General features: G+C 69.9%; 18 protein-coding genes. 9 read left to right on the top strand and 9 right to left on the bottom strand.

What is annotated here, in order from left to right; all coding sequences use genetic code 11:
• Position 1: 1 nt before the first annotated feature.
• Genes HD594_RS00660 through HD594_RS00650 form a run of 3 tightly spaced genes read left to right on the top strand, consistent with a single transcriptional unit; the run spans position 2 to position 2,897 of the window.
• Positions 2-949, top strand: coding sequence for an acetaldehyde dehydrogenase (acetylating) (locus HD594_RS00660; RefSeq protein ID WP_184749098.1), 948 nt, complete (start codon positions 2-4; stop codon positions 947-949).
• Positions 946-2,001 (top strand): 4-hydroxy-2-oxovalerate aldolase, encoded by a 1,056-nt coding sequence (dmpG, locus tag HD594_RS00655; RefSeq protein ID WP_184749097.1) that lies wholly within the window; start codon positions 946-948, stop codon positions 1,999-2,001. The genes HD594_RS00660 and dmpG overlap by 4 nt, the downstream gene beginning before the upstream one ends.
• Complete coding sequence (locus tag HD594_RS00650; RefSeq protein WP_184749096.1) at positions 1,998-2,897, top strand: alpha/beta fold hydrolase; 900 nt, start codon at positions 1,998-2,000, stop codon at positions 2,895-2,897. The genes dmpG and HD594_RS00650 overlap by 4 nt, the downstream gene beginning before the upstream one ends.
• Positions 2,898-2,987: 90 nt before the next feature.
• Here the strand turns inward: HD594_RS00650 and HD594_RS00645 are convergent, their stop codons facing one another.
• The 3 genes from HD594_RS00645 to HD594_RS00635 all read right to left on the bottom strand — a co-directional run bounded on the left by HD594_RS00645 (position 2,988) and on the right by HD594_RS00635 (position 5,456).
• Complete coding sequence (locus HD594_RS00645; RefSeq protein WP_184749095.1) at positions 2,988-3,926, bottom strand: 3-carboxyethylcatechol 2,3-dioxygenase; 939 nt, start codon at positions 3,924-3,926, stop codon at positions 2,988-2,990.
• 100 nt (positions 3,927-4,026) lie between these two features.
• On the bottom strand, positions 4,027-4,476 hold the full coding sequence (locus HD594_RS00640) for a PaaI family thioesterase (protein ID WP_184749094.1): 450 nt from the start codon (positions 4,474-4,476) through the stop codon (positions 4,027-4,029).
• Positions 4,477-4,631: 155 nt separating this feature from the next.
• Entirely contained in the window at positions 4,632-5,456 is an 825-nt protein-coding gene (locus tag HD594_RS00635; protein ID WP_221446518.1) for a TspO/MBR family protein, read from the bottom strand.
• A 140-nt stretch (positions 5,457-5,596) separates the two neighbouring features.
• On the opposite strand from HD594_RS00635, the gene HD594_RS00630 reads away from it, so the two are divergent.
• Entirely contained in the window at positions 5,597-6,160 is a 564-nt protein-coding gene (locus tag HD594_RS00630; protein ID WP_184749093.1) for a TetR/AcrR family transcriptional regulator, read from the top strand.
• Positions 6,161-6,200: 40 nt separating this feature from the next.
• On the top strand, positions 6,201-7,199 hold the full coding sequence (locus tag HD594_RS00625) for an NAD-dependent epimerase/dehydratase family protein (RefSeq protein WP_184749092.1): 999 nt from the start codon (positions 6,201-6,203) through the stop codon (positions 7,197-7,199).
• A 27-nt stretch (positions 7,200-7,226) separates the two neighbouring features.
• On the opposite strand, the gene HD594_RS00620 is transcribed toward HD594_RS00625, so the two are convergent.
• Together HD594_RS00620 and sigK are read right to left on the bottom strand one after the other, a co-directional pair.
• On the bottom strand, positions 7,227-8,009 hold the full coding sequence (locus tag HD594_RS00620; RefSeq protein ID WP_184749091.1) for an anti-sigma factor: 783 nt from the start codon (positions 8,007-8,009) through the stop codon (positions 7,227-7,229).
• Positions 8,006-8,596: an ECF RNA polymerase sigma factor SigK gene (gene sigK / locus HD594_RS00615; RefSeq protein ID WP_184749090.1), complete on the bottom strand. Its 591-nt coding sequence runs from the start codon at positions 8,594-8,596 to the stop codon at positions 8,006-8,008. The genes HD594_RS00620 and sigK overlap by 4 nt, the downstream gene beginning before the upstream one ends.
• A 182-nt stretch (positions 8,597-8,778) precedes the next feature.
• On the opposite strand from sigK, the gene HD594_RS00610 reads away from it, so the two are divergent.
• The 3 genes from HD594_RS00610 (at position 8,779) to HD594_RS00600 (ending at position 12,115) form a co-directional block, all read left to right on the top strand.
• Complete coding sequence (locus HD594_RS00610; protein WP_184749089.1) at positions 8,779-9,447, top strand: fasciclin domain-containing protein; 669 nt, start codon at positions 8,779-8,781, stop codon at positions 9,445-9,447.
• A 130-nt stretch (positions 9,448-9,577) separates the two neighbouring features.
• Positions 9,578-11,155 (top strand): molybdopterin-dependent oxidoreductase, encoded by a 1,578-nt coding sequence (locus HD594_RS00605; protein WP_184749088.1) that lies wholly within the window; start codon positions 9,578-9,580, stop codon positions 11,153-11,155.
• Positions 11,156-11,263: 108 nt separating this feature from the next.
• On the top strand, positions 11,264-12,115 hold the full coding sequence (locus tag HD594_RS00600) for an LLM class F420-dependent oxidoreductase (RefSeq protein ID WP_184749087.1): 852 nt from the start codon (positions 11,264-11,266) through the stop codon (positions 12,113-12,115).
• Positions 12,116-12,129: 14 nt separating this feature from the next.
• On the opposite strand, the gene cls is transcribed toward HD594_RS00600, so the two are convergent.
• The 4 genes from cls to HD594_RS00580 form a co-directional block, all read right to left on the bottom strand.
• Positions 12,130-13,605: a cardiolipin synthase gene (cls, locus tag HD594_RS00595; RefSeq protein ID WP_184749086.1), complete on the bottom strand. Its 1,476-nt coding sequence runs from the start codon at positions 13,603-13,605 to the stop codon at positions 12,130-12,132.
• A gap of 88 nt (positions 13,606-13,693) precedes the next feature.
• Positions 13,694-14,830 (bottom strand): AI-2E family transporter, encoded by a 1,137-nt coding sequence (locus HD594_RS00590; RefSeq protein WP_184749085.1) that lies wholly within the window; start codon positions 14,828-14,830, stop codon positions 13,694-13,696.
• Between the two features lie 58 nt (positions 14,831-14,888).
• Positions 14,889-16,181, bottom strand: a complete 1,293-nt coding sequence (locus tag HD594_RS00585) for an anaerobic sulfatase maturase (RefSeq protein WP_184749084.1) — start codon at positions 16,179-16,181, stop codon at positions 14,889-14,891.
• 127 nt (positions 16,182-16,308) lie between these two features.
• Positions 16,309-16,692, bottom strand: coding sequence for an SHOCT domain-containing protein (locus tag HD594_RS00580; protein WP_184749083.1), 384 nt, complete (start codon positions 16,690-16,692; stop codon positions 16,309-16,311).
• 165 nt (positions 16,693-16,857) lie between these two features.
• Between HD594_RS00580 and HD594_RS17245 the strand changes: the two genes are divergently transcribed.
• Positions 16,858-19,101 (top strand): LuxR family transcriptional regulator, encoded by a 2,244-nt coding sequence (locus tag HD594_RS17245; protein ID WP_271171235.1) that lies wholly within the window; start codon positions 16,858-16,860, stop codon positions 19,099-19,101.
• Positions 19,102-19,103 lie beyond the last annotated feature (2 nt).

Here is a 19,103-nt window from a genome sequence, read left to right as displayed (position 1 = left end):
CATGGGCATCAAGGCAGCGATCATCGGTCCGGGCAACATCGGCACGGACCTGATGTTCAAGATCATCCGTCTCAGCGACACGCTGGAGATGGCGGCGATGGTGGGCATCGACCCCACCTCGGACGGGCTGGCCCGCGCGGGCAGGCTCGGGTTCCCGACCACCCATGAGGGCGTGAAGGGGCTCATCGCGATGCCGGGGTTCGACGAGATCGACGTGGTGTTCGACGCGACCAGCGCGGGAGCGCACCGGCACAACGCCGCCGCGCTCGCCCCGTACGGCAAGCTCCTGATCGACCTGACGCCGGCCGCGGTGGGTCCTTACGTGGTGCCGGTGGTGAACCTGGACGCGAACCTGGACGCGCCGGACGTGAACATGGTGACCTGCGGCGGGCAGGCGACCATCCCGATGGTCGCCGCGGTGTCGCAGGTGACCCCGGTGCACTACGCCGAGATCGTCGCGTCGATCTCGTCGCGCTCCGCCGGGCCCGGGACGCGCGCCAACATCGACGAGTTCACCGAGACGACGGCGACGGGCCTCGAGGTCGTCGGGGGCGCGGCGCGCGGCAAGGCGATCATCATCCTGAATCCGGCGGATCCGCCGATGATCATGCGCGACACGGTGCAGGTCGTGGTGAGCCGGCTCGACGAGGCAGGCCGGGCCGCGGTCGCGGCCTCGGTCGAAGCGATGGCCGAGAAGGTGCGCGGCTACGTTCCCGGGTACCGCCTCAAGCAGAAGGTGCAGTTCCTCGACGAGGGTGCGGAGCTGGACGGGCTGCTGCCCGAGGACCGCCGTGGCGGGGAGTACACCCGCGTCTCGGTCTTCCTCGAGGTCGAGGGTGCGGCGATGTACCTGCCCGCCTACGCCGGGAATCTCGACATCATGACCTCCGCCGCGCTCAAGGCGGCGGAGACCCTCGCCGCGGCACGCCAGAAGGAGAAGGTGGCATGACGAAGATCTATCTGCAGGACGTCACCCTGCGCGACGGGATGCACGCCATCCGGCACCGCATCACCCCCGAGAAGGTGGGCGAGATCGCCGGCGCCCTCGACAGGGCGGGCGTCGACGCGATCGAGGTCGCCCACGGCGACGGACTCGCCGGATCGTCCCTCACGTACGGACCCGGCAGCCACACCGACTGGGAGTGGATCGAGGCGGCCGCCGATGCGATCGAGAACGCCGTGCTGACCACCCTGATCCTCCCCGGCATCGGGACGCTCCACGAACTCAAGCGCGCGTACGACCTCGGCGTGCGCTCGGTGCGGGTCGCGACGCACTGCACCGAGGCCGACGTGTCGGCGCAGCACATCGGCGCGGCGCGGGAGTGGGGGATGGACGTGTCCGGGTTCCTCATGATGTCGCACCTGTCGGACTCGGCGTCGCTGGCCCAGCAGGCGAAGCTGATGGAGTCCTACGGCGCGAACTGCGTCTACGTCACCGACTCCGGCGGCCGCCTCACGATGGACGGCGTGCGCGAGCGCGTGCGCGCCTACCGCGACGTGCTCGACGAGGGGACGCAGATCGGCATCCACGCCCACCAGAACCTGTCGCTGTCGGTCGCGAACTCCGTCGTGGCCGTCGAAGAGGGCGTGTACCGCGTCGACGCCTCCCTCGCCGGCCACGGCGCGGGGGCCGGTAACACGCCGATCGAGCCGTTCGTCGCCGTCGCGAAGCTCCAGGGCTGGGACATCGGGGCGGACCTGTTCGCTCTGCAGGATGCCGCGGACGACCTGGTCCGGCCGCTGCACGACCGGCCGGTGCAGGTCGACCGCGAGACGCTCACGCTCGGCTACGCGGGCGTGTACTCCAGCTTCCTGCGCCACGCCGAACGCGCCGCGGCCACCCACGGCCTCGACGCACGCGACATCCTGGTGCGGGTCGGGGAGCGTCGCCTCATCGGCGGTCAGGAGGACATGATCACCGACGTGGCGCTGGACCTCGCCGCCATCACCAGCATGGACGACACCGCCGAAGCCGACGCCCTCGAGGAGGTCTCCGCATGACCGGCCACCCCACGACCGTCGAGGCCCCCGAGTACACGACCGACGCGTTCTTCGGCCTCGAGGACCGGTGGCTCCAGACCGCTCCGGGCGAGCTGACCCACTTCCACGAGCTGGGGGAGGGCACCCCGATCCTCTTCCTGCACGGGTCGGGGACGGGGGTGACGGCAGCCGCGAACTGGTGGCTGAACCTCCCCGAGCTCTCCCGCCTGGGACGGTGCATCGCGATCGACTCGATCGGGTACGGGCAGAGCGTCGTCGCGCCCGGCACCGCGTACGGCATCCGGGAGTGGGTCCGCCACGCCGTCCGCGTGCTCGACGCCCTCGGCATCGAGAAGACCTGGATCGTCGGGAACTCCCTCGGCGGGTGGCTCGCGTTCCAGTTCGCGATCGACTTCCCCGAGCGCCTGCTCGGGATCGTGTCGATGGGCACCGGCGGAGCGAAGCTGACGGGCGCGCTGCAGGGCCACGCGAACCCGACGCTCACGCCCGAGGGCATCCGCAGGACGCTCGAGCTGTTCGTGGTCGACAAGAGCCTCGTCACCGACCAGCTCGTCGAGCTGCGGTACGCCGCGGCGCTGAACGACACCGCGTCGGACCGGCTCGCGGACGTCGTCGCGGCCCGCGACCGCGATCGCCACGAGCTGCCGCTGGACTTCGACGTCCTGGCGAACCTCGACGTGCCGGTGCTGCTCATCCACGGCACGCAGGACGTCGTGATCCCGGTCTCGCGCACGTGGGAGCTGCTGGGCGTCATTCCCCACGCCGACGCCCACATCTTCAGCCAGTGCGGTCACTGGTCGCAGGTCGAGCGCGCCGACGACTTCAACGCCGTCCTCACGCAGTACCTGACCAGCCACGGACTGGGACAGGCGGAGACCTCGCCCGCCGGCGGATAGCCCGCGGACATGTGACGGCGGCGGCATCCGATCGGATGCCGCCGCCGTTGCGCGTCCCCCGACGCGCGGGAGCCCGAGGGCTCCGGCTTCTCAGGTCAGCACGGCCGTCGTGACCGCGAACCCGGCGATGTACTCCTTGATCGGCCGGTAGAACTCGTAGGTGACCTCGTACGGGCCGCACGCGCGCAGCGCGGAGTAGGCGGCGACCCACGTGCGCACCTCGTGCGAGGAGTGACCCGCGAGGGCATCCATCTCATCGGCGGTGTACGCGTCGAAGCGCTCGAGGTCGCCGGAGCGGCAGACCTCGAGGAACTGCAGATCCCACTCCGGGTTGAGCTCCATGATGTCCGCCTCGCCCTTCGCGAAGGCGACGGCGGTGTCGATCGTCCGCTGCTGCCGCTCGGCGCGCGCTTCGGGGGTCGGGTGCCGGCCGTCGGTGAGGAAGTCGCGCTGCTCGGGAGTCGCGGTGGCGTACTGCGGCACCGGCGGGTCGTGCGAGAGCCCCCCGGAGCCGAGGAACAGGACGCGCTTGTCGCTGTCGGCGAAGAACTTGCCGACAGCCGTCCCGAACTGCCGGATGCGGGACACCTTCGTGAAGGGGCGGGCGACCGAATTGATGAAGATCGGGATCATCGGGACCTCGTCGAGCCCGCCGAACAGGATCTCGGCGGGCTGGACCGCTCCGTGGTCGACCTCCATGCGGCGCGAGATCGCGGTGTCGATGTCGTGGTCGATGACGAACTGCGCGAGCCGCTCGCTGGTCTCGGTCGGAACCGGGATCGGCCCCTCCCACGAGTCGTAGTCGCCCGTACCCAGGGCGTCGTAGCCGATGCAGAACGGCGGCATCAGGTCGTAGAAGAAGCCGTTGTAGTGGTCCGGCCCGAAGTTCACGATGATGTCGGGCCGGAAGTCGCGCGCGAACTGCCGGGCCTGATCGAAGGCGGCCTCGACGGCCGCCTTCACATCGGCGGGCGGATCGGTGTGCTCGAGCAGCGGACTGTGCGACATGCAGATGAGCGCCTGTGGCATCGGGGACTCCTTCGTCGTGCGGCGATGATTCCAGTGCACCGCGGATGCGGGTCTGCGGCATCCGTTCGTTCCGCGGTGCGAGACGAAGCGGCTCGCGGGTTCAGAGCCCGAGCGTGCGCTCGGACAGGACGTACGTGAACGTCGCGTGCGAGAGGAGCTTGCCGGCGGCGTCCGCGACCGAGACCTCGACCACGGCGACCTTGCCCCCGCTTCGCAGCACGCGTGCCGTCGCGACGGCGTACTCGGCCTTGGAGTTGCTCAGGAAGTTCTGGTTCGACTGCACCGCCAGCGGGAACTGTCCGGATTCGGCGTACGCCTGCATCGCGGCGAAGGTGCCGGTGATGTCGGATGCGCCGAACAGTGCGGTGGCCGAGAACATCCCGTTCGCCTGCGCGATGTGGTCCGCGAGGGGCATGCGCAGGCTGATCGTCTCCCCGTCAGCGGCATGGGGCACGAGCCCCAGCGTGGCGACGACGTCGTCGAAGCCGAGTCGTGCGAGGAACTCGTCGACGAACACCGTCAGCTGCTCGAAGGATGAGGAGAGGGCCATGCTGCGTCCTTTCGTGCCGTCGGTGGCGCGGTCGGCGACAACGGACCTGCGGCTCTGCGGGTATGAACGACAATCGCCGACGCTCCCGCACGGCGCGAACGCGCGTGCCGCTCAGCGGCACGCGCGTTCGGGTCGGGGAAGAGACCAGCCGGAGGTCAGCGCTTCGCGCGGTCGTGTCGCACTCGCGCGAACGCCGTCGCGGCGAGGATCACCGCTGCCGCGACGATCGCGACGATCCCCGTCGACACCGAGTAGGGCTCGTCGGTGATGCGCGCGACGGCGACCCAGCTGATGCCCCACGTCAGCGACAGCGCCGGGGCGATCCGGCCGCCGCTCCACAGGGCGAACGCGATGCCGATGGCCGCGGCGACGGCGAGCACGATCCCCGCCCAGATCTCGGGCGCGATGCCGAAGCCGTCGAAGCCGGCCGCGACGAGCACCGCGGTGGTGTTGGCCGCGGTCGCGATGATGACCCAGCCGAGGTAGAGGCCGATCGCCCCGTCGGCGACGACGGTCTCGACGAGGTTCTTCGGCGCCGTCTCGCGCAGGATCACGTAGATCCGGCACAGGACCGCCAGCAGGGCGACGATGATCGGCAGGCTCGCGTACAGCAGGTCGGCCTGCACGCTGAAGATCCAGACGGCGTTGAGGACGAGCGAGGCCAGCACCCACCAGCCGATGCGCCGCTGGCGTTCGTCGTGACGCTGGCCGGGGAGCACCTGCCACACGGCGTACGCGAGCATGCCGGTGTAGATGACGCTCCAGATGCGGAAGGCGCCCGTGCCGGGGGCGATGAGCGTCGAGTCCGCGTCGAGGTAGCCGCCCGCCGCCTCCTGGATCGGCGTTCCGACGATCACGCCGGAGCCGATGAAGGCGGCGACGATCGCCAGCACCGAGCTGACGAGGACGAGCCATTGCCGGACGGTGTCGCGCGAGTCCAGTCCGTCGCGCGTCGATGCGGTGGTGGTATCAGCGGTCATTGCGTCTCCCGGTTCGAGTCTGCTCCATGCGGCGCGATTCGTCGCCCACTGGTTCGTTCCGGCCCGCGGGCGCTCTTGGATGCAGTTGAATGTATCAACCTCACTTGACTGATCACTCTAGAGTGTTTACTCTATTCACTGTGAAGTACGTCCCCGCCGACATCCTCGATGCCGCCGTCGCCCTCATCGACGCGCAGGGCATCGGCGTCTCGACGGCAAAGGTGGCCGAGGCGGCGGGCGTGTCCAACGGGACGCTGTTCAACTACTTCCGCACGAAGCAGGATCTGCTCGACGAGCTGTACCTGCACCTCAAGCGCGACCTCGCGGCGGCCATCGGCGCCATCGACGCCGCGGTGCCCGTCAAGGACCGTGCGCGCACCATCTGGGACCGCTGGGTCGCCTGGGGGATCGACGCTCCCGCGCGCCACCGCGTGGTCCTCATGCTCAAGGGCGGGGGCCTGGTCAGCGACGCCGCCGTCGACGAGGCGGCCGCGCTGTTCGCCGCCGTGTCCGACGTGCTGGTGGCGGCATCCGAACACGGTGTCGTGACCGACATGCAGCTGCCGTATCTCGCCGCCGTCGTCGAAGTCCAGCTCGACCTCGCCGTGTCGAGCGGTCTCGGTCCGACCGAACGCGGGGTCGCGTTCGAGATGGCGTGGGCGTCGATCACCGCGTCGCCCCACGTCGAGGCAGCGGCTCGCTAGAGCCCGCCTCCCGCACTCGCATCGGAGAGAAGGAACAACCATGTCCACCGTCCTGGTCACCGGAGCCTCGGGCTTCATCGCCAAGCACATCGTCCGCGAGCTCCTCGAGCAGGGTCACGCCGTGAAGGCGGCCGTCCGCTCGGGCCCGCGCCGCGCCCAGGTCGAGGCGCTCTTCCCCGACGCGCCCATCGAATTCGTCTCGCTCGACCTCACCGCGGACGAGGGGTGGGATGCCGCCATGGCCGGCGTCGACGTGCTCATGCACACCGCGTCGCCGTTTCCGGTCGCACCGCCCCGGGACCCGCAGGACCTCATCCGCCCGGCCGTCGACGGCACGCTGCGCGCTCTGGGCGCGGCGCAGGCGGCGGGCGTCACGCGGGTCGTCCTCACCTCGACGTGCGGTGCGATCTACAAGCCGGCCGACCGCGAGTGGTCGCGCGTGAAGACGCGTGAGGACTGGACCGAGACCGAGGGGCCCAAGACCACCGCCTATGAGGCGTCGAAGACCCTCGCCGAGCAGGCCGCGTGGCGCTTCGTCGGCGAACACCCCGAGATGCGGCTGACGACGGTCAACCCCGGCATGGTCTTCGGTCCGGCGATGGACGAGCACTACGGATCGTCGCTGGCGACCGTCGAGCAGCTCGTGACCGGAAGCTTTCCGATGGCGCCGAAGATGAACATGCCCGTCGTCGATGTGCGCGACGTCGCCCGCATCCACGTTCGCGCGATGTCGGACGACGGCGCCGTCGGGCAGCGGTTCCCCGCGAACGCCGGCGCGCTGTCGGTGCCCGAGATGGCGGCGCTGCTGTCGGAGGTCTATCCGGATGCCGGCATCTCGCGTCGCGTCGCACCGGACTGGCTCGTGCGCACGATGTCGGCGTTCATGCCCGCCATGAAGACGGCGGCGCAGGGGCTGGGTCTCAATGCCGACGTCGACGGCTCCGACGCTCCCCGTCAGTTCGGGTTCGACTACATCCCGTCTCGCGACGCCCTGCTCGCATCGGCGGAGTTCATCCGGGCATACGAACCGGCGGCGTAGCAGCGGTCCGAGTCGTCGGCGCGCCCGTCAGGTCGCGATCGCGACGATCGGCTCGGTCGTCGGCCGGCCGGTGGGCGATCCGCCCGCCTGCTCGACCGTGACGGCGATCACGTCGCCCGGCTCCTGCGGCGCATCGAGCAGCGCCACCGCGTCACCCGAGTCGTCGGCGGCGAAGGTGCCGGCCGAGATCGCGGTGTCGTCGCGGACGAGCCAAAGCTCGAAGGTGCTGTCGGCCGTGAGCACGGGGAAGTCCTCGGCGACGATGACCGACTGTCCCAGATCGTCGGACCAGTGCACCGTCACCTGACTGCCGTCCGCGGTGGTCGCGGTGGCCGAGCGGGCATCGGGGGCCCGTTCGATCTGCTCGAGCGCGACCACGGCCGCGGGGCGCACCAGCTGCTGTGTCACGACGATCGCACCGGCGCCGATGGCGAGAAGCAGCACGATGGACGCCGCGAGCGCGAAGAGTCCGCGCCGCGACAGCCCGCGCCGCGCGCGGTGTGCAGGACGATCCGCACGATCCGTGGGCTGAGCCGCGGATGTCGCCGACGCGGAATCGGTCGGGTCTGCCGGGTGGTCGGCGCTCGGCGCCCCGGCGATCCGCGCCAGAAGCGCGGCGCGCACGGCCGGCGGCGGCTCCACCGGCGCCGCCGCATCGGCGAGTGCCTCCGCGACCTCGGCGTCGGCGCGCACGAGGTGCTCCCATTCGGGATGGGCGGCTCGGGCGGTCTGGAACGCCCGCTCGTCCGACTCCGACAGCGCGTGCAGGGCATGGCCGGCGGCGAGCTCGGCGAACTCCGACTCGTTCATGCTCCCACCCCCAACTCCGTGCGCATCCGGGTCAGCCCGTCCCGCATCCTCGTCTTGACGGTTCCGAGCGGAGACCCGACGAGGGCCGCGATCTCGCTCTGACTGTAACCGCCGTAGTAGGCGAGTGTGATGGCCTCACGCTGCGCCTCGGGCAGCGAGGCGAGCGCGGCCGCCACGCGCTGCGCGTCGAGCCGCAGCTCGACCTGTTCCGCGACGTCCTGATGCTCGCTCGCCAGCTCGCGGTACCCCGCACGGATGTCCCGGTCGGCGCTCGCCTGCGAGGACCGCACGCGGTCGACGGCCCGTCGGTGAGCGATCGTCAGCACCCATGATCTCCCCTGGCCTCTTTTCGGAGCGAAGCCGGAAGCGGATTGCCAGATCTCGAGGAAGACCTCCTGGAGCACCTCTTCGCTCTGCGCGCGGTCGACGAGCACCCGCAGGATCAGGCCGAAGACGCGGGGCGAGAGCAGATCGTAGAGGCGGGCGAACGCCTGCTGGTCGCCCGCCGCGACCTGCCGGAGCAGTTCGCCGATGTGATCGACCGGCGCCGAGCCGCCCTCGGGCACATCCACGCCGTCGATCACCATGCGCTCAAGCTTGCCGCACCGGGATGCGAGTAGGCGCCGCATCCGAATTCGAGCGATCTCCCATCCGATTCGTGAGGGGCGCCGAAGACATCATGCACGCCGCCTCTGCGACGTGTACGGCCCTCGGCACTCGAGGTCCGTCCTGCACGGGTCTCACACGGCTCACCAACCAGGAGGAAGACATGATCACCAAGAAGACGCTCACCGCCGGGCTCGCGCTCGCCTTCGCCTCGACGATCGTGCTCACGGGCTGCTCGATGGGGGCCTCCGGCACGTCCGACGACACCGCCGCCCCCGCGACCGAGGAAGCCTCCGAGGCCATGGGCGACGGCGCCATGGACGACATGGACCCGGCGGCCGCGCTCGTCGGCCCCGGTTGCGCCGACTACGCCGAGGCGGTGCCGGACGGCGCGGGATCGGTGGCCGGCATGGCCGAGGACCCGGTCGCCACAGCCGCGTCCAACAACCCGCTGCTGACCACCCTGACCGCCGCGGTGAGCGGCGGACTGAACCCTGACGTCGACCTGGTCGACACCCTGAACGGCGACGAGTTCACCGTCTTCGCGCCGGTCGACGACGCATTCGCCCAGATCGACGCCGACACGATCGAGACGCTGTCGACCGACAGCGAGCTGCTGACCTCGATCCTCACGTACCACGTCGTGGCCGGTCAGATCGGACCCGACGAGATCGTCGGCTCCCAGGTCACCCTCAACGGCGCCGAGGTCGAGGTCACCGGCAGCGGGGACGACCTGATGGTCGGCGGCGCGGGCGTGATCTGCGGTGGCGTGCAGACGGCGAACGCCACCGTGTACCTCATCGACACGGTGCTCCTGCCGCCGGCGTCCTGAGCCGGTCGGTCCTCGCGACCGACCCGGAGCGGGCCCGCCGGCCCAGGGGGGCGCCGGCGGGCCCGGCATCGCCTCGCCGTGCGGGCCGGCCGCACGGGCTGCGGCACAGAGAGAGGGGACGTTGACCGACATGTCTACGCGCAGATCCAGGGGGATGCTGTGGGCGGCGGTGACCGGCGTCGTGAGCGCGGGGGTCTACCTCGCCGTCACCGAGGCGGTCGCGATGCTGGTGGCTCCCGGCGCGAACCCGATCCTGGACGTCGGCGGCTTCGTCATCGACGTCGTGCCGCGGCCGCTCAAGGAGTTCGCGATCTCCGCCTTCGGCACCGCCGACAAGCCCATCCTGGTCGGGTCGGTCGGCATCGCGGCGCTCCTCGGCGCCACGCTGGCCGGCGTGCTCCAGCTGCGACGCCCGCCGTGGGGAGTGGTGATGCTGGGGTTGGGGATGACTGCTGGACTGGCCGCGGTCGTGACGCGCCCTGGGGCTGCCGCGCTCGCCGTCCTGCCGCCCGCAGCCGGCGCGCTCGCCGGCTGCATCGTGATGGCCGTGCTCGTCGCACGCCTGCGCTCGTGGCTCGGTCGCTCCGGTCGCGACGAGACGCGCTTCCCCGCGGGGAGCGGCGGCCCGGGGGACGCCGAGGTCGATCGCCGCGCGTTCTTCATCCTGACCGCGGTGTCTGCGGTCTCGGCGGCTGCGATCGGGCTGGGCGCGCGCCTCGCCGACGGCGCGCGGACCTCCGTCGAGGCGATTCGTCGGGCCGTTCGCCTCCCGATGCCGTCCGCATCGGTCGATGTGCCCGCCGGCGCGGAACTCGGCATCCCCGGGCTCTCGCCGCTGTACACGCCCAACGACGAGTTCTACCGCGTCGACACGGCGCTCGAGGTTCCCGCCGTCGATCCCGCCCGGTGGCGCCTCGTCGTGGACGGACTCGTCGATCAGCCGGTCGATCTGGGCTTCGACGATCTGATCGGTCGGGGACTCCAGGAGTACTCGATCACCCTCACGTGCGTCTCGAACGAGGTCGGCGGCGAGCTCGTCGGCACGGCCACATGGTGGGGCGTGCCGGTCCGCGACATCCTTCGCATCGCGCGTCCGCAGGACGGGGCCGACATGGTGCTGTCACGAAGCGTCGACGGCTTCACGGCGAGCACCCCGCTCGACGCGCTCACCGACGAGGGGATCGACGCGATCCTCGCTGTCGCCATGAACGGCGAGCCGCTGCCCCTCGAGCACGGCTTCCCCGTGCGGATGATCGTGCCCGGACTGTACGGCTACGTATCGGCGACGAAGTGGCTCACGCGGCTCACCGTCACCACCTTCGCTGAGGACGAGGCGTACTGGACCCCACGGGGCTACGCGGCCCGAGCTCCGATCAAGTTCTCCTCGCGGATCGACACCCCCCGCCCCGGAACCCGGGTCGAGGCGGGCCGGGTCGCGATCGCGGGCGTCGCCTGGGCGCAGACGGTGGGGATCGAACGGGTGGAGGTCAGCATCGACGACGGCCCGTGGACGGCGGCACGGCTGTCCACGCCGGTCAACGCCGACACGTGGGTGCAATGGACGATCCCGTGGGACGCCGAACCGGGAGCCCACTATGTGTCGGTGCGGGCGGTGAGCCGCGACGGCGAGGTGCAGACCGAGCGTCGCTCGCCCATCGCCCCCGACGGGTCCACCGGCCGGCAGCGAATGCTGCTCACGGTGGTGTGACGCCTGCCCGACCGGACCGACCCCACCGGATCCGGCCCACGGGGCATCGCGCGGGCCGTACCCTGGGCGGGCGGCCGGATGCGGCATCCGACCCAGGACGGAGAGGTCATGGAATTCGGGCTCCACATCGCGGACTTCACCTTCGACAGCGGACCGGCCGAGCTCGGCCCCGCACTCGCGCGACATGTCAGGCATGCCGAGGACGCGGGCATCCAGCGCATCACCGTCATGGACCACTTCTGGCAGCTGCCGGGTCTCGGGCCGGTCGAGCACGAGATGCTCGAGGCCTACGCGACGATGGGGTTCCTCGCCGCGCACACCCGGAAGTCGATGCTGCACGTGCTCGTCACGGGCGTGCTGTACCGGCATCCGGCGCTGCTGGCCAAGCAGGTGAGCACCCTCAACGTGCTGTCGGGCGGTCGCTTCGGCCTCGGCATCGGCGCCGGGTGGAACGAGCAGGAGTGCCGCGGGCTCGGGTTCCCGTTCGCGCCGGTCGCGCAGCGGTTCCGCGAGCTCGAGGAGACCATCCAGATCTGCCTGCAGATGTGGTCGGACTCCGAGGAGCCGTACGAGGGCGCGTTCTGGCAGCTGGAGCGCACGCTCAACTCGCCCCAGAACCTCACCAAGCCGATGCTCATGATCGGCGGCGGGGGCGAGAAGAAGACCCTGAAGCTCGTCGCGCAGTACGCCGACGCGTGCAATCTGAGTGCCCTCGGCGGTATGCCGGCGCACAAGCTGGACGTGCTCAAGGCGCACTGCGACGACGTCGGCCGCGACTACGACGACATCGAGAAGACGGCGATGATCGGCGTCTCGCCGGCATCCACCGTCGACACCGTCACCGAGCAGGTGCGGGAGCTCGCCGGACTGGGGTTCACGACGACCTACGTCTTCTCGGCGGGCATCACGGAGCCTGCGCGCGTGGTCGACCTCATCGCGGACGTCGCGAAGCAGGTGTGATCGCCCGCGGCGGATCAGGTCAGCGCGGACATCAATCGGGCGACGCCGTCCATGAAGGTCGCGCTGCCGGGTTCGCTCCGCCACTGCTCGAGCGTGAGTTCGCGGCCCGCGTCGCGGTAGCCCTGCTCGACCTCGCGCATCTGCGCGACGAAGGACTCGCCGCGCACGAGCATCGACACCTCCATGTTCAGGCTGAAGGAGCGGATGTCCATGTTGCTCGAGCCGATGACGGCGATGTCGTCGTCGATCGAGAAGTGCTTGGCGTGGAGGATGTACGGCGCCGGGTAGAGGAAGATGCGCACGCCCGCTTCGAGCAGTGCCTCGTAGTACGACCGCTGCGCGTGGTACACGAGCCACTGGTCGCCGATCTCGGACACGAACAGCTGCACGTCCAGGCCCCGCTGGCACGCCGTGGTGATGGCGTAGACCATGGCCTCGTCGGGGACGAAGTACGGGCTGGTGAGGATGACCTTCTCGGTGGCGCCGTGGATGAGGGAGAGGAACAGGCGGAGGTTGTTCTCGGTGCTGTAGCCGGGGCCGCTGGGCAGGACCTGGCAGACGAGGGCGTCGTCGCCGTCGTATGGTTCGATGTCGGCGACCGCGAGCTGTTCGCTCCGGAGCAGCTCTCCGGTTTCGATGAGCCAGTCCGAGAGGAACACGGCGTTGACCTCGGCGACGGCGGGGCCCTCGAGCGAGGTCATGAGCTCCTGCCACTGCAGCCCCCGTTTGATGTTCTTCGGGGCGTTGTAGCTGCGATCGATGAGGTTCTGCGACCCGACGAACGCGACACGGCCGTCGACCACGACCAGCTTGCGGTGGTTGCGCAGATCGGGGCGCTGGAACTTCCCCTGGAACGGCTGCACCGGCAGCATCCACTGCCATGTCACCTCGATGCGGTCGAGCTCCGCGAAGGTCTGCTTCCACCGTGCGGTGCGGCGGGAGGCGACGTAGTCGGCGAGCAGGCGCACGGTGACCCCGCGGGCGACGGCGGCCTCCATGGCCGAGAAGAAGCGTCGGGTGGTGTCGTCCCACGACACGATGTAGAACTCCACGTGGATGAACCGCTCGGCGGTGTCCATGGCGCGCGCCATCGCGTCGATCGACGAGGTGTAGTCCCCCTCCAGGACGGCGCGGTTGCCGTTCACGGCGGGGATGCTGGTGAGGGTCTCGTTCTGCTCGACGACCCGCTGGAACCAGCGCGGCCACTCTGATGGGTCGGTGTGAAGTCCCGCCGAACGGGCGCGCGACGCGATCAGCCCATCGATGCGGGCCTGCTCGTCACGCCGCGCCTTCGGCAGACGGTAGGTCCCGATCAGCAGGAACAGCACGATTCCCACGATCGGGATCAGGAAGATGGCCAGCAGCCACGCCATCGCCGCGGTCGGCTTGCGTCTGCGGGGGATGACGATGAGCGCCGTGATGTCGATTGCGAGAGTCAACACCAGAGCGATGAGCGATGCCAGATCGAATCCGCTGAACCCCGTCGTCATAGGTGCACTCTAGCGACGGCATCGCCGGGGGCGTCGGCCGCCGCCCCCGAGGATGGCACCGTGCCGGGCAGCCTGACTGCGAGCCGACTCATGTCTTCGCGTCCTGCCGCGGGATGAAGACCTCCTTGATGATCAGCAGGATGGCTGCCGTGACCGGGATCGCGACCAGCGCGCCCAGCAGGCCCAGCAGCGTGCCGCCGACGAGTGCGCCGATCACCACCAGCGCGCCGGGAACCGAGATCGTCCGGTTCATCACCCTCGGGGTGAGCACGTAGGCCTCGATCTGGATGTAGATCAGGTAGCAGATGGCGAAGATCAGGGCGGTCACGGGGCTGGTGAACAGGGCGATCACCGTCGCCGTGATCCAGTACAGCACCGACCCGATCAGCGGGATGAGGGTGATGAGGAACGCCATCAGACCCATCAGCGCCGGGAACGGGAGCCCGAGGAGCAGGTGCAGCACCGTGGCGACCACGGCGTTCATCGAGGCCAGCACCACCATGCCCATGAGGTAGCCGCCCATGGAGTCGGTGATCCGGTCCGTCAGCTCCGAGAACTTCGCCCGGTTGCGGGCCGGGGCGAGCTGGTACATGGCGTTCTTCATCGGCTGGAGCGAACCCAGGAAGTACAGCGAGAGCACCACGACGATCAGCCCGCCGGAGATCGCGGTGGTGAGCCCGATGGTGAAGGCGAGGAGGCCACCGCCCAGGTTGGCGATGGTCGTCGGATCCGACAGGAAGGTCTTGAGCTGGTCCAGCGCATTTCCGATCACATCGCCGTAGTCGGCTTCGATGCCTGCGTACCAGTCCGAAGACTCCAGATCCGTGATCGCCTGAGGGATGGTCTTGGCGAACTCGATGAGCTGTCGGATCACCGGGGGAAGGACGAAGACGACGATCACGACAAGGAGCAGGGCGAAGGATCCGAAGACGATCGTGATCCCCCACGGTCTCGCCACGCCGCCGCGCTCGAGGCGCCGGACCACCGGGTCGAGCCCGATCGCGACGAACAGCGCCAGCGTGATGTAGATGAGGATGGTCGAGAGCGATCCGATCGCGAGCCCCATCACGATCGAGAAGAGCACGCCGAAGGTGACGACCACCGCCGTGCCGAAGGGATGGTCGAACGCCGTCAGCACGCGGCGCGCGCCGGACGGGCCACCGGGTGGTCGTGCCGGGTCAGGGACTTCTGCGCTCTCGGGCGGTGGTGCGCTCTTCTTCCACATGGCGCCAGCATCGTGGCGGAATCCGCGGCGCGCGTCACCCTATCCGCGCGATATCCCGTCAGGGCAGGTCGCCGACGGCGACCTGGTCCATGATCTCGTCGGCGTAATGCCCGTGCCGGAGGAGCCGGGCCATGGCGAGCATGGTCGGTCGTGTGTGCGTGTAGAAGGCATACAGGCCTTCGCACAGGTGGTTCTGGCCGGGTTCGCCGTCGCGCGAGGTGAGGAACCGGTCTTTCGGGCATCCGCCGTTGCAGAGTGAGAGCACGTCGCAGGATCGGCACTGGGCGGTCAGGGTGTCGCGCTTGCTCTGCCCGAAGGCGCGCTGCCGGTCCGAGGCGATGAGGTCGAGCATGTGGGTGCGGGTGATGTTGCCGAGAAGGAAGTCGGGCTCGACGTAGTGGTCGCAGGAGTAGAGGTCGCCGTTGTGCTCGAGCGCGAGCGCGGTGCCGCACGTGGGCGCGTGGACGCAGAGCGAGTGCTGGCCGAAGTAGGCCTGCAGGGTGACGTCGAAGAGCTGGACTAAGACGGTTCCGACGTCATGTCGGATCCACTCGTCGTACACGTCGATCAGGAACCGCCCGTACGCGTCGCCGGCGACCGATCGCTCGGTGACCAGTGATCCGGTCTGCGTGTAGAGCGGGCGGTGTCCGCCGGCTCGCTCGCTCCAACCCTGGTTGGCGATCGGAAGACTCTCCGCGGTGGCGCGCTCGACGATCGGGATGAACTGCAGAAAGGTCGCGCCGAGCTCATCGCGGAAGTAGCGGTACACCTCGGCGCCATGATCCTGGTTCGCCGCGTTGACGGTGCAGAGGATGTTGAACTCGACACCGTTGCGGCGGAGCACATCGAGGCCCTTCAGGACCTGACGGTGTGTGCCGCGCCCGCCTCGGTTGACCCGGTAGGTGTCGTGCATCGGCGCGGGGCCGTCGATGCTCAGTCCGACGAGGACGTCGTTCTCGGCGAGGAACCTGCCCCAGGCGTCGTCCAGCAGCACGCCGTTCGTCTGCAGGGCGTACTGCACCCGCTGGCCCGGTCGCCGGTGCTGCCGGACGATCTCCACGGACTTCGCGAAGAAGTCAAGACCCATCAGGGTCGGCTCGCCGCCCTGCCAGGCGACGGTCACCTCGGGGGAGCGGTGGGACTCCAGCAGTTGGACGATGTACTCCTCGAGGACCTGGTCGGTCATCCGCGAGCTGTCCGAGGGGTACAGGGCCTCTTTGGACAGGAAGAAGCAGTAGGTGCAGTCCAGGTTGCAGGTCGATCCCGCCGGCTTGGCCAGCAGGTGGAACTGCGGCGGGGCCGTTCTCGGATCGACGGTGATCCGTGGGGATGCCTCATGCGGGCGAGGCATTCCCAGGCGGGTTGTGGAGCTCTTCGGAGCGGTGCCGGGCATGGTGGTGTCGCGCTGGGGTCACTGGACGGTCATCGCGACGGGGCGGGGGCCGGTGCCCGGTCCCCGCCCCGTGGTGCGGTGGGCGTCAGCCCTGAAGCGCCTTCGTCTTGATCGCGTCGAAGTCCGCTTGCGTGATCGTGCCTGCGTCCAGAAGAGCCTTCGCCGACTCGATCTCGGCGGTCGGCGACTTCCCGCCGCCCGCGACAGTTCGGATGTAGTCGTTCGTCGCTTGCTGCGCCTGCTGCGCTTCGGCGACGCGGCGCTCCGACATGCTGCGGCCGCGTGCGATGAGGTAGATCAGCGCACCGAGCAGGGGCAGGAAGACGAGGAAGATGACCCAGAGCGCCTTCCCCCATCCGCCCATCGTGTGGTCGCGGAAGAGGTCGATGAGGATCGTGATGTAGATCCAGATGCACGAGATGACGATGTAGATCCAGAACATCCACACCAGGAATTCCCAGAAGTTCATTTGATCAGCCCTTTTCCTCCCTCGGTCGCGAGGTTCGCGGCCGATGATGCCCTCACGGTAGCCCGGCCTGTCGGACGCGCACATCATGCGGATCGCACGATCCGGTAGCGCCGTCCGGGACGTTCGGCCCGGTGATGGGGCGGGTTCGCCGCTAGCCTCGAATCTGTGAGCGCAGGGCTGGGGGCCTCATCGACGAGCACGCGCACAGCGAGACCGGTGCCGCTGGACGCCAAGCTGATCGCGCCCGCACCACGGGCGGCGTTCGTGAGCCGTAGCGGGCTCATCGACTCCGCCCGGGACGCGGCGAACCGCTTCGTGTGCGTCAGCGCATCGGCCGGGTACGGCAAGTCGAGCATGCTCGCCGAGTGGGCCGACGGTGAGGACCGACCGGTCGCCTGGGTGTCGCTGGACCGGTTCGACGACGATCCGGTGACGCTGCTGACCCTTCTCGCGACATCCTTCGCGCGCGCGACCGGCGGCCGGGACGACCTCGCGGGCGACATGCGCGTCCCGCCGTCGGCTGCTCTCGGTCGCGCGGCACCGATGCTGGCGGCCGCTCTGCGCTCTGCGCCGACGCCCTTCGTGATGATGCTCGATGATCTGCACTGCCTCGAGTCCGGGGTGTGCGACGACGTGCTCACCGTCGTCATGGGCGGTGTCCCCGGCGGTTCGCAGTTGGTGGCGGCCAGTCGCGCCCCGCAGATGCAGGCGGCGAGCCGTCGGGTGGAGGGGGACGTCCTCGAGATCGGCGCCGCCGACCTGGCGCTGGACGCGGCCGGGGTCCGGACGGTGTTCGCACGAGCCCACGTCGACGTCGCGGGCGACGACGTCGAAGCGATCCTCGCCCACACCGAGGGCTGGCCGGTCGGTGTCCACCTCGCCGCCTCCGTCTCGGCGGCGCGGGGCGAGGTGCTCGACATCTCGGGCGACGACCGGTTCGTCACCGACTATCTGTATCGCGAGTCGCTGTCGGCGCTGCCCGCGCAGACGCGGCGCTTCCTGATCCGTTCGTCCGTGCTCGACGTCATGTCGGACGCCCTGTGCGCGGCCGTCGCCGACGATCCCGACGGCGCACCGGGGCTGCGCGACCTCGAGGAGTCGAACGTGTTCCTCGTCCCGCTGGACCGCACGCGGGATCTGTACCGCTATCACCAGCTCTACCGGGAGTTCCTCCTCGGCGAGCTGCGCCACGAGGACGAGGAGGCGGTCGCCGACCTGCACCGCCGCGCGGCCGACTGGTACGAAGCGAACGATCAGCCGGCGATGGCCGTCGAACACCTCCTTCAGACACCCGACCGCGATCGCTGCGCCCGCCTGATCGACGCGATCGGCTACACGACCTACCAGGCCGGAGATCTGGCGACCGTGCGGCGATGGGTGCAGGCGGTCGGCGAGGAGAGCATCCGCGCGTACCCGCCGCTCGCTGTCCTCGCCGGATGGATCGCCGCCCTCACCGCGCACGACGCCGAGGCCGAGAAGTGGGCGACCCGCGCGGAGTCCCTGTCATTCGCCCGTGTTCCCGCCGACGGCTCGGCGTCGTACGAATCGGCGCGCGCCATGCTGAGGGCCGCGATGTGCGCCCACGGGCTTGCGGCGATGCGCGAGGACGCTGCGCTCGCCATGAACGCCGAACCGGCGTGGAGCGTCTGGCGGGATCAGGCGCTCACGCTCGCCGGGGATGCGCTGCTGCTCAGCGGCGAGGTGGACGCCGCCGACGCGCTGTTCGCGCAGGCCGCCGCGCGCGCCGCCGAGGCGGGGAACTTCAAGGTGCAGGTGCTGAACGCGTCGCTGCGGGCGATGATCGCGATCGAGCACGGAAAGTGGGACGACGCGGACCACTTCGTCGGCGAAGCGCGACGCGTCATCGACGCTCACCGCCTGCACACCTATTCGACCGCGCTCGGCGCCTACGCCGCCGCGGCTCGCATCGCGCTGCATCGCGGTGACCTCCATGCCGCCGAGCGGGAGCTGGCGCATGCGATGCGAGAGCGGGCCGGCGCCAGCGGCGCCATGCCGACGGTGGCGGTGCGGCTGCGTCTCCACCTCGCCACGACGTGGTGGGCCATGGGGGATGCCGCGGCAGCCCGCCAGCTCGTGCGCGAGGTCGAGGACATTCTGCTGCGCCGACCCGACCTGGGTGCGCTCGTCGACGACTTCGCGCGCCTGCGCGACAGCGTGACCGATCCTCGGGTCGCGGCCGGCGGACCGCCCCCGCTCACGCCTGCCGAGCTGCGGCTCCTGCCCTATCTGCAGACGTATCTCACGATCCCCGAGATCGCCTCGCGCCTGTTCGTCTCGCGCAACACGGTCAGCACGCAGGTCGGCTCGATCTACCGCAAGCTCGGGGTGTCCTCGCGCGGCGAGGCGGTCGAGCGCGCCACCTCGGTGGGCCTGCTCGGCGGCTCGTAGGG

The organism is Microbacterium thalassium (assembly GCF_014208045.1).
In the GTDB taxonomy this organism is placed as follows: Bacteria; Actinomycetota; Actinomycetes; order Actinomycetales; family Microbacteriaceae; genus Microbacterium; species Microbacterium thalassium.
This window is presented reverse-complemented; position numbering and strand designations above follow the sequence as displayed.

Bases quoted from the DNA above. Each gene is read 5' to 3' on its own strand.
- HD594_RS00610 (WP_184749089.1), top strand. From the start codon at position 8,779: ATGATCACCAAGAAGACGCTCACCGCCGGGCTCGCGCTCGCCTTCGCC.
- HD594_RS00590 (WP_184749085.1), bottom strand. From the start codon at position 14,830: ATGTGGAAGAAGAGCGCACCACCGCCCGAGAGCGCAGAAGTCCCTGAC.
- cls (WP_184749086.1), bottom strand. From the start codon at position 13,605: ATGACGACGGGGTTCAGCGGATTCGATCTGGCATCGCTCATCGCTCTG.
- HD594_RS00585 (WP_184749084.1), bottom strand. From the start codon at position 16,181: ATGCCTCGCCCGCATGAGGCATCCCCACGGATCACCGTCGATCCGAGA.
- HD594_RS00600 (WP_184749087.1), top strand. From the start codon at position 11,264: ATGGAATTCGGGCTCCACATCGCGGACTTCACCTTCGACAGCGGACCG.
- HD594_RS00580 (WP_184749083.1), bottom strand. From the start codon at position 16,692: ATGAACTTCTGGGAATTCCTGGTGTGGATGTTCTGGATCTACATCGTC.
- HD594_RS00640 (WP_184749094.1), bottom strand. From the start codon at position 4,476: ATGGCCCTCTCCTCATCCTTCGAGCAGCTGACGGTGTTCGTCGACGAG.
- HD594_RS00660 (WP_184749098.1), top strand. From the start codon at position 2: ATGGGCATCAAGGCAGCGATCATCGGTCCGGGCAACATCGGCACGGAC.
- sigK (WP_184749090.1), bottom strand. From the start codon at position 8,596: ATGGTGATCGACGGCGTGGATGTGCCCGAGGGCGGCTCGGCGCCGGTC.
- dmpG (WP_184749097.1), top strand. From the start codon at position 946: ATGACGAAGATCTATCTGCAGGACGTCACCCTGCGCGACGGGATGCAC.
- HD594_RS00650 (WP_184749096.1), top strand. From the start codon at position 1,998: ATGACCGGCCACCCCACGACCGTCGAGGCCCCCGAGTACACGACCGAC.
- HD594_RS00645 (WP_184749095.1), bottom strand. From the start codon at position 3,926: ATGCCACAGGCGCTCATCTGCATGTCGCACAGTCCGCTGCTCGAGCAC.
- HD594_RS00625 (WP_184749092.1), top strand. From the start codon at position 6,201: ATGTCCACCGTCCTGGTCACCGGAGCCTCGGGCTTCATCGCCAAGCAC.
- HD594_RS00620 (WP_184749091.1), bottom strand. From the start codon at position 8,009: ATGAACGAGTCGGAGTTCGCCGAGCTCGCCGCCGGCCATGCCCTGCAC.
- HD594_RS00635 (WP_221446518.1), bottom strand. From the start codon at position 5,456: ATGACCGCTGATACCACCACCGCATCGACGCGCGACGGACTGGACTCG.
- HD594_RS00605 (WP_184749088.1), top strand. From the start codon at position 9,578: ATGTCTACGCGCAGATCCAGGGGGATGCTGTGGGCGGCGGTGACCGGC.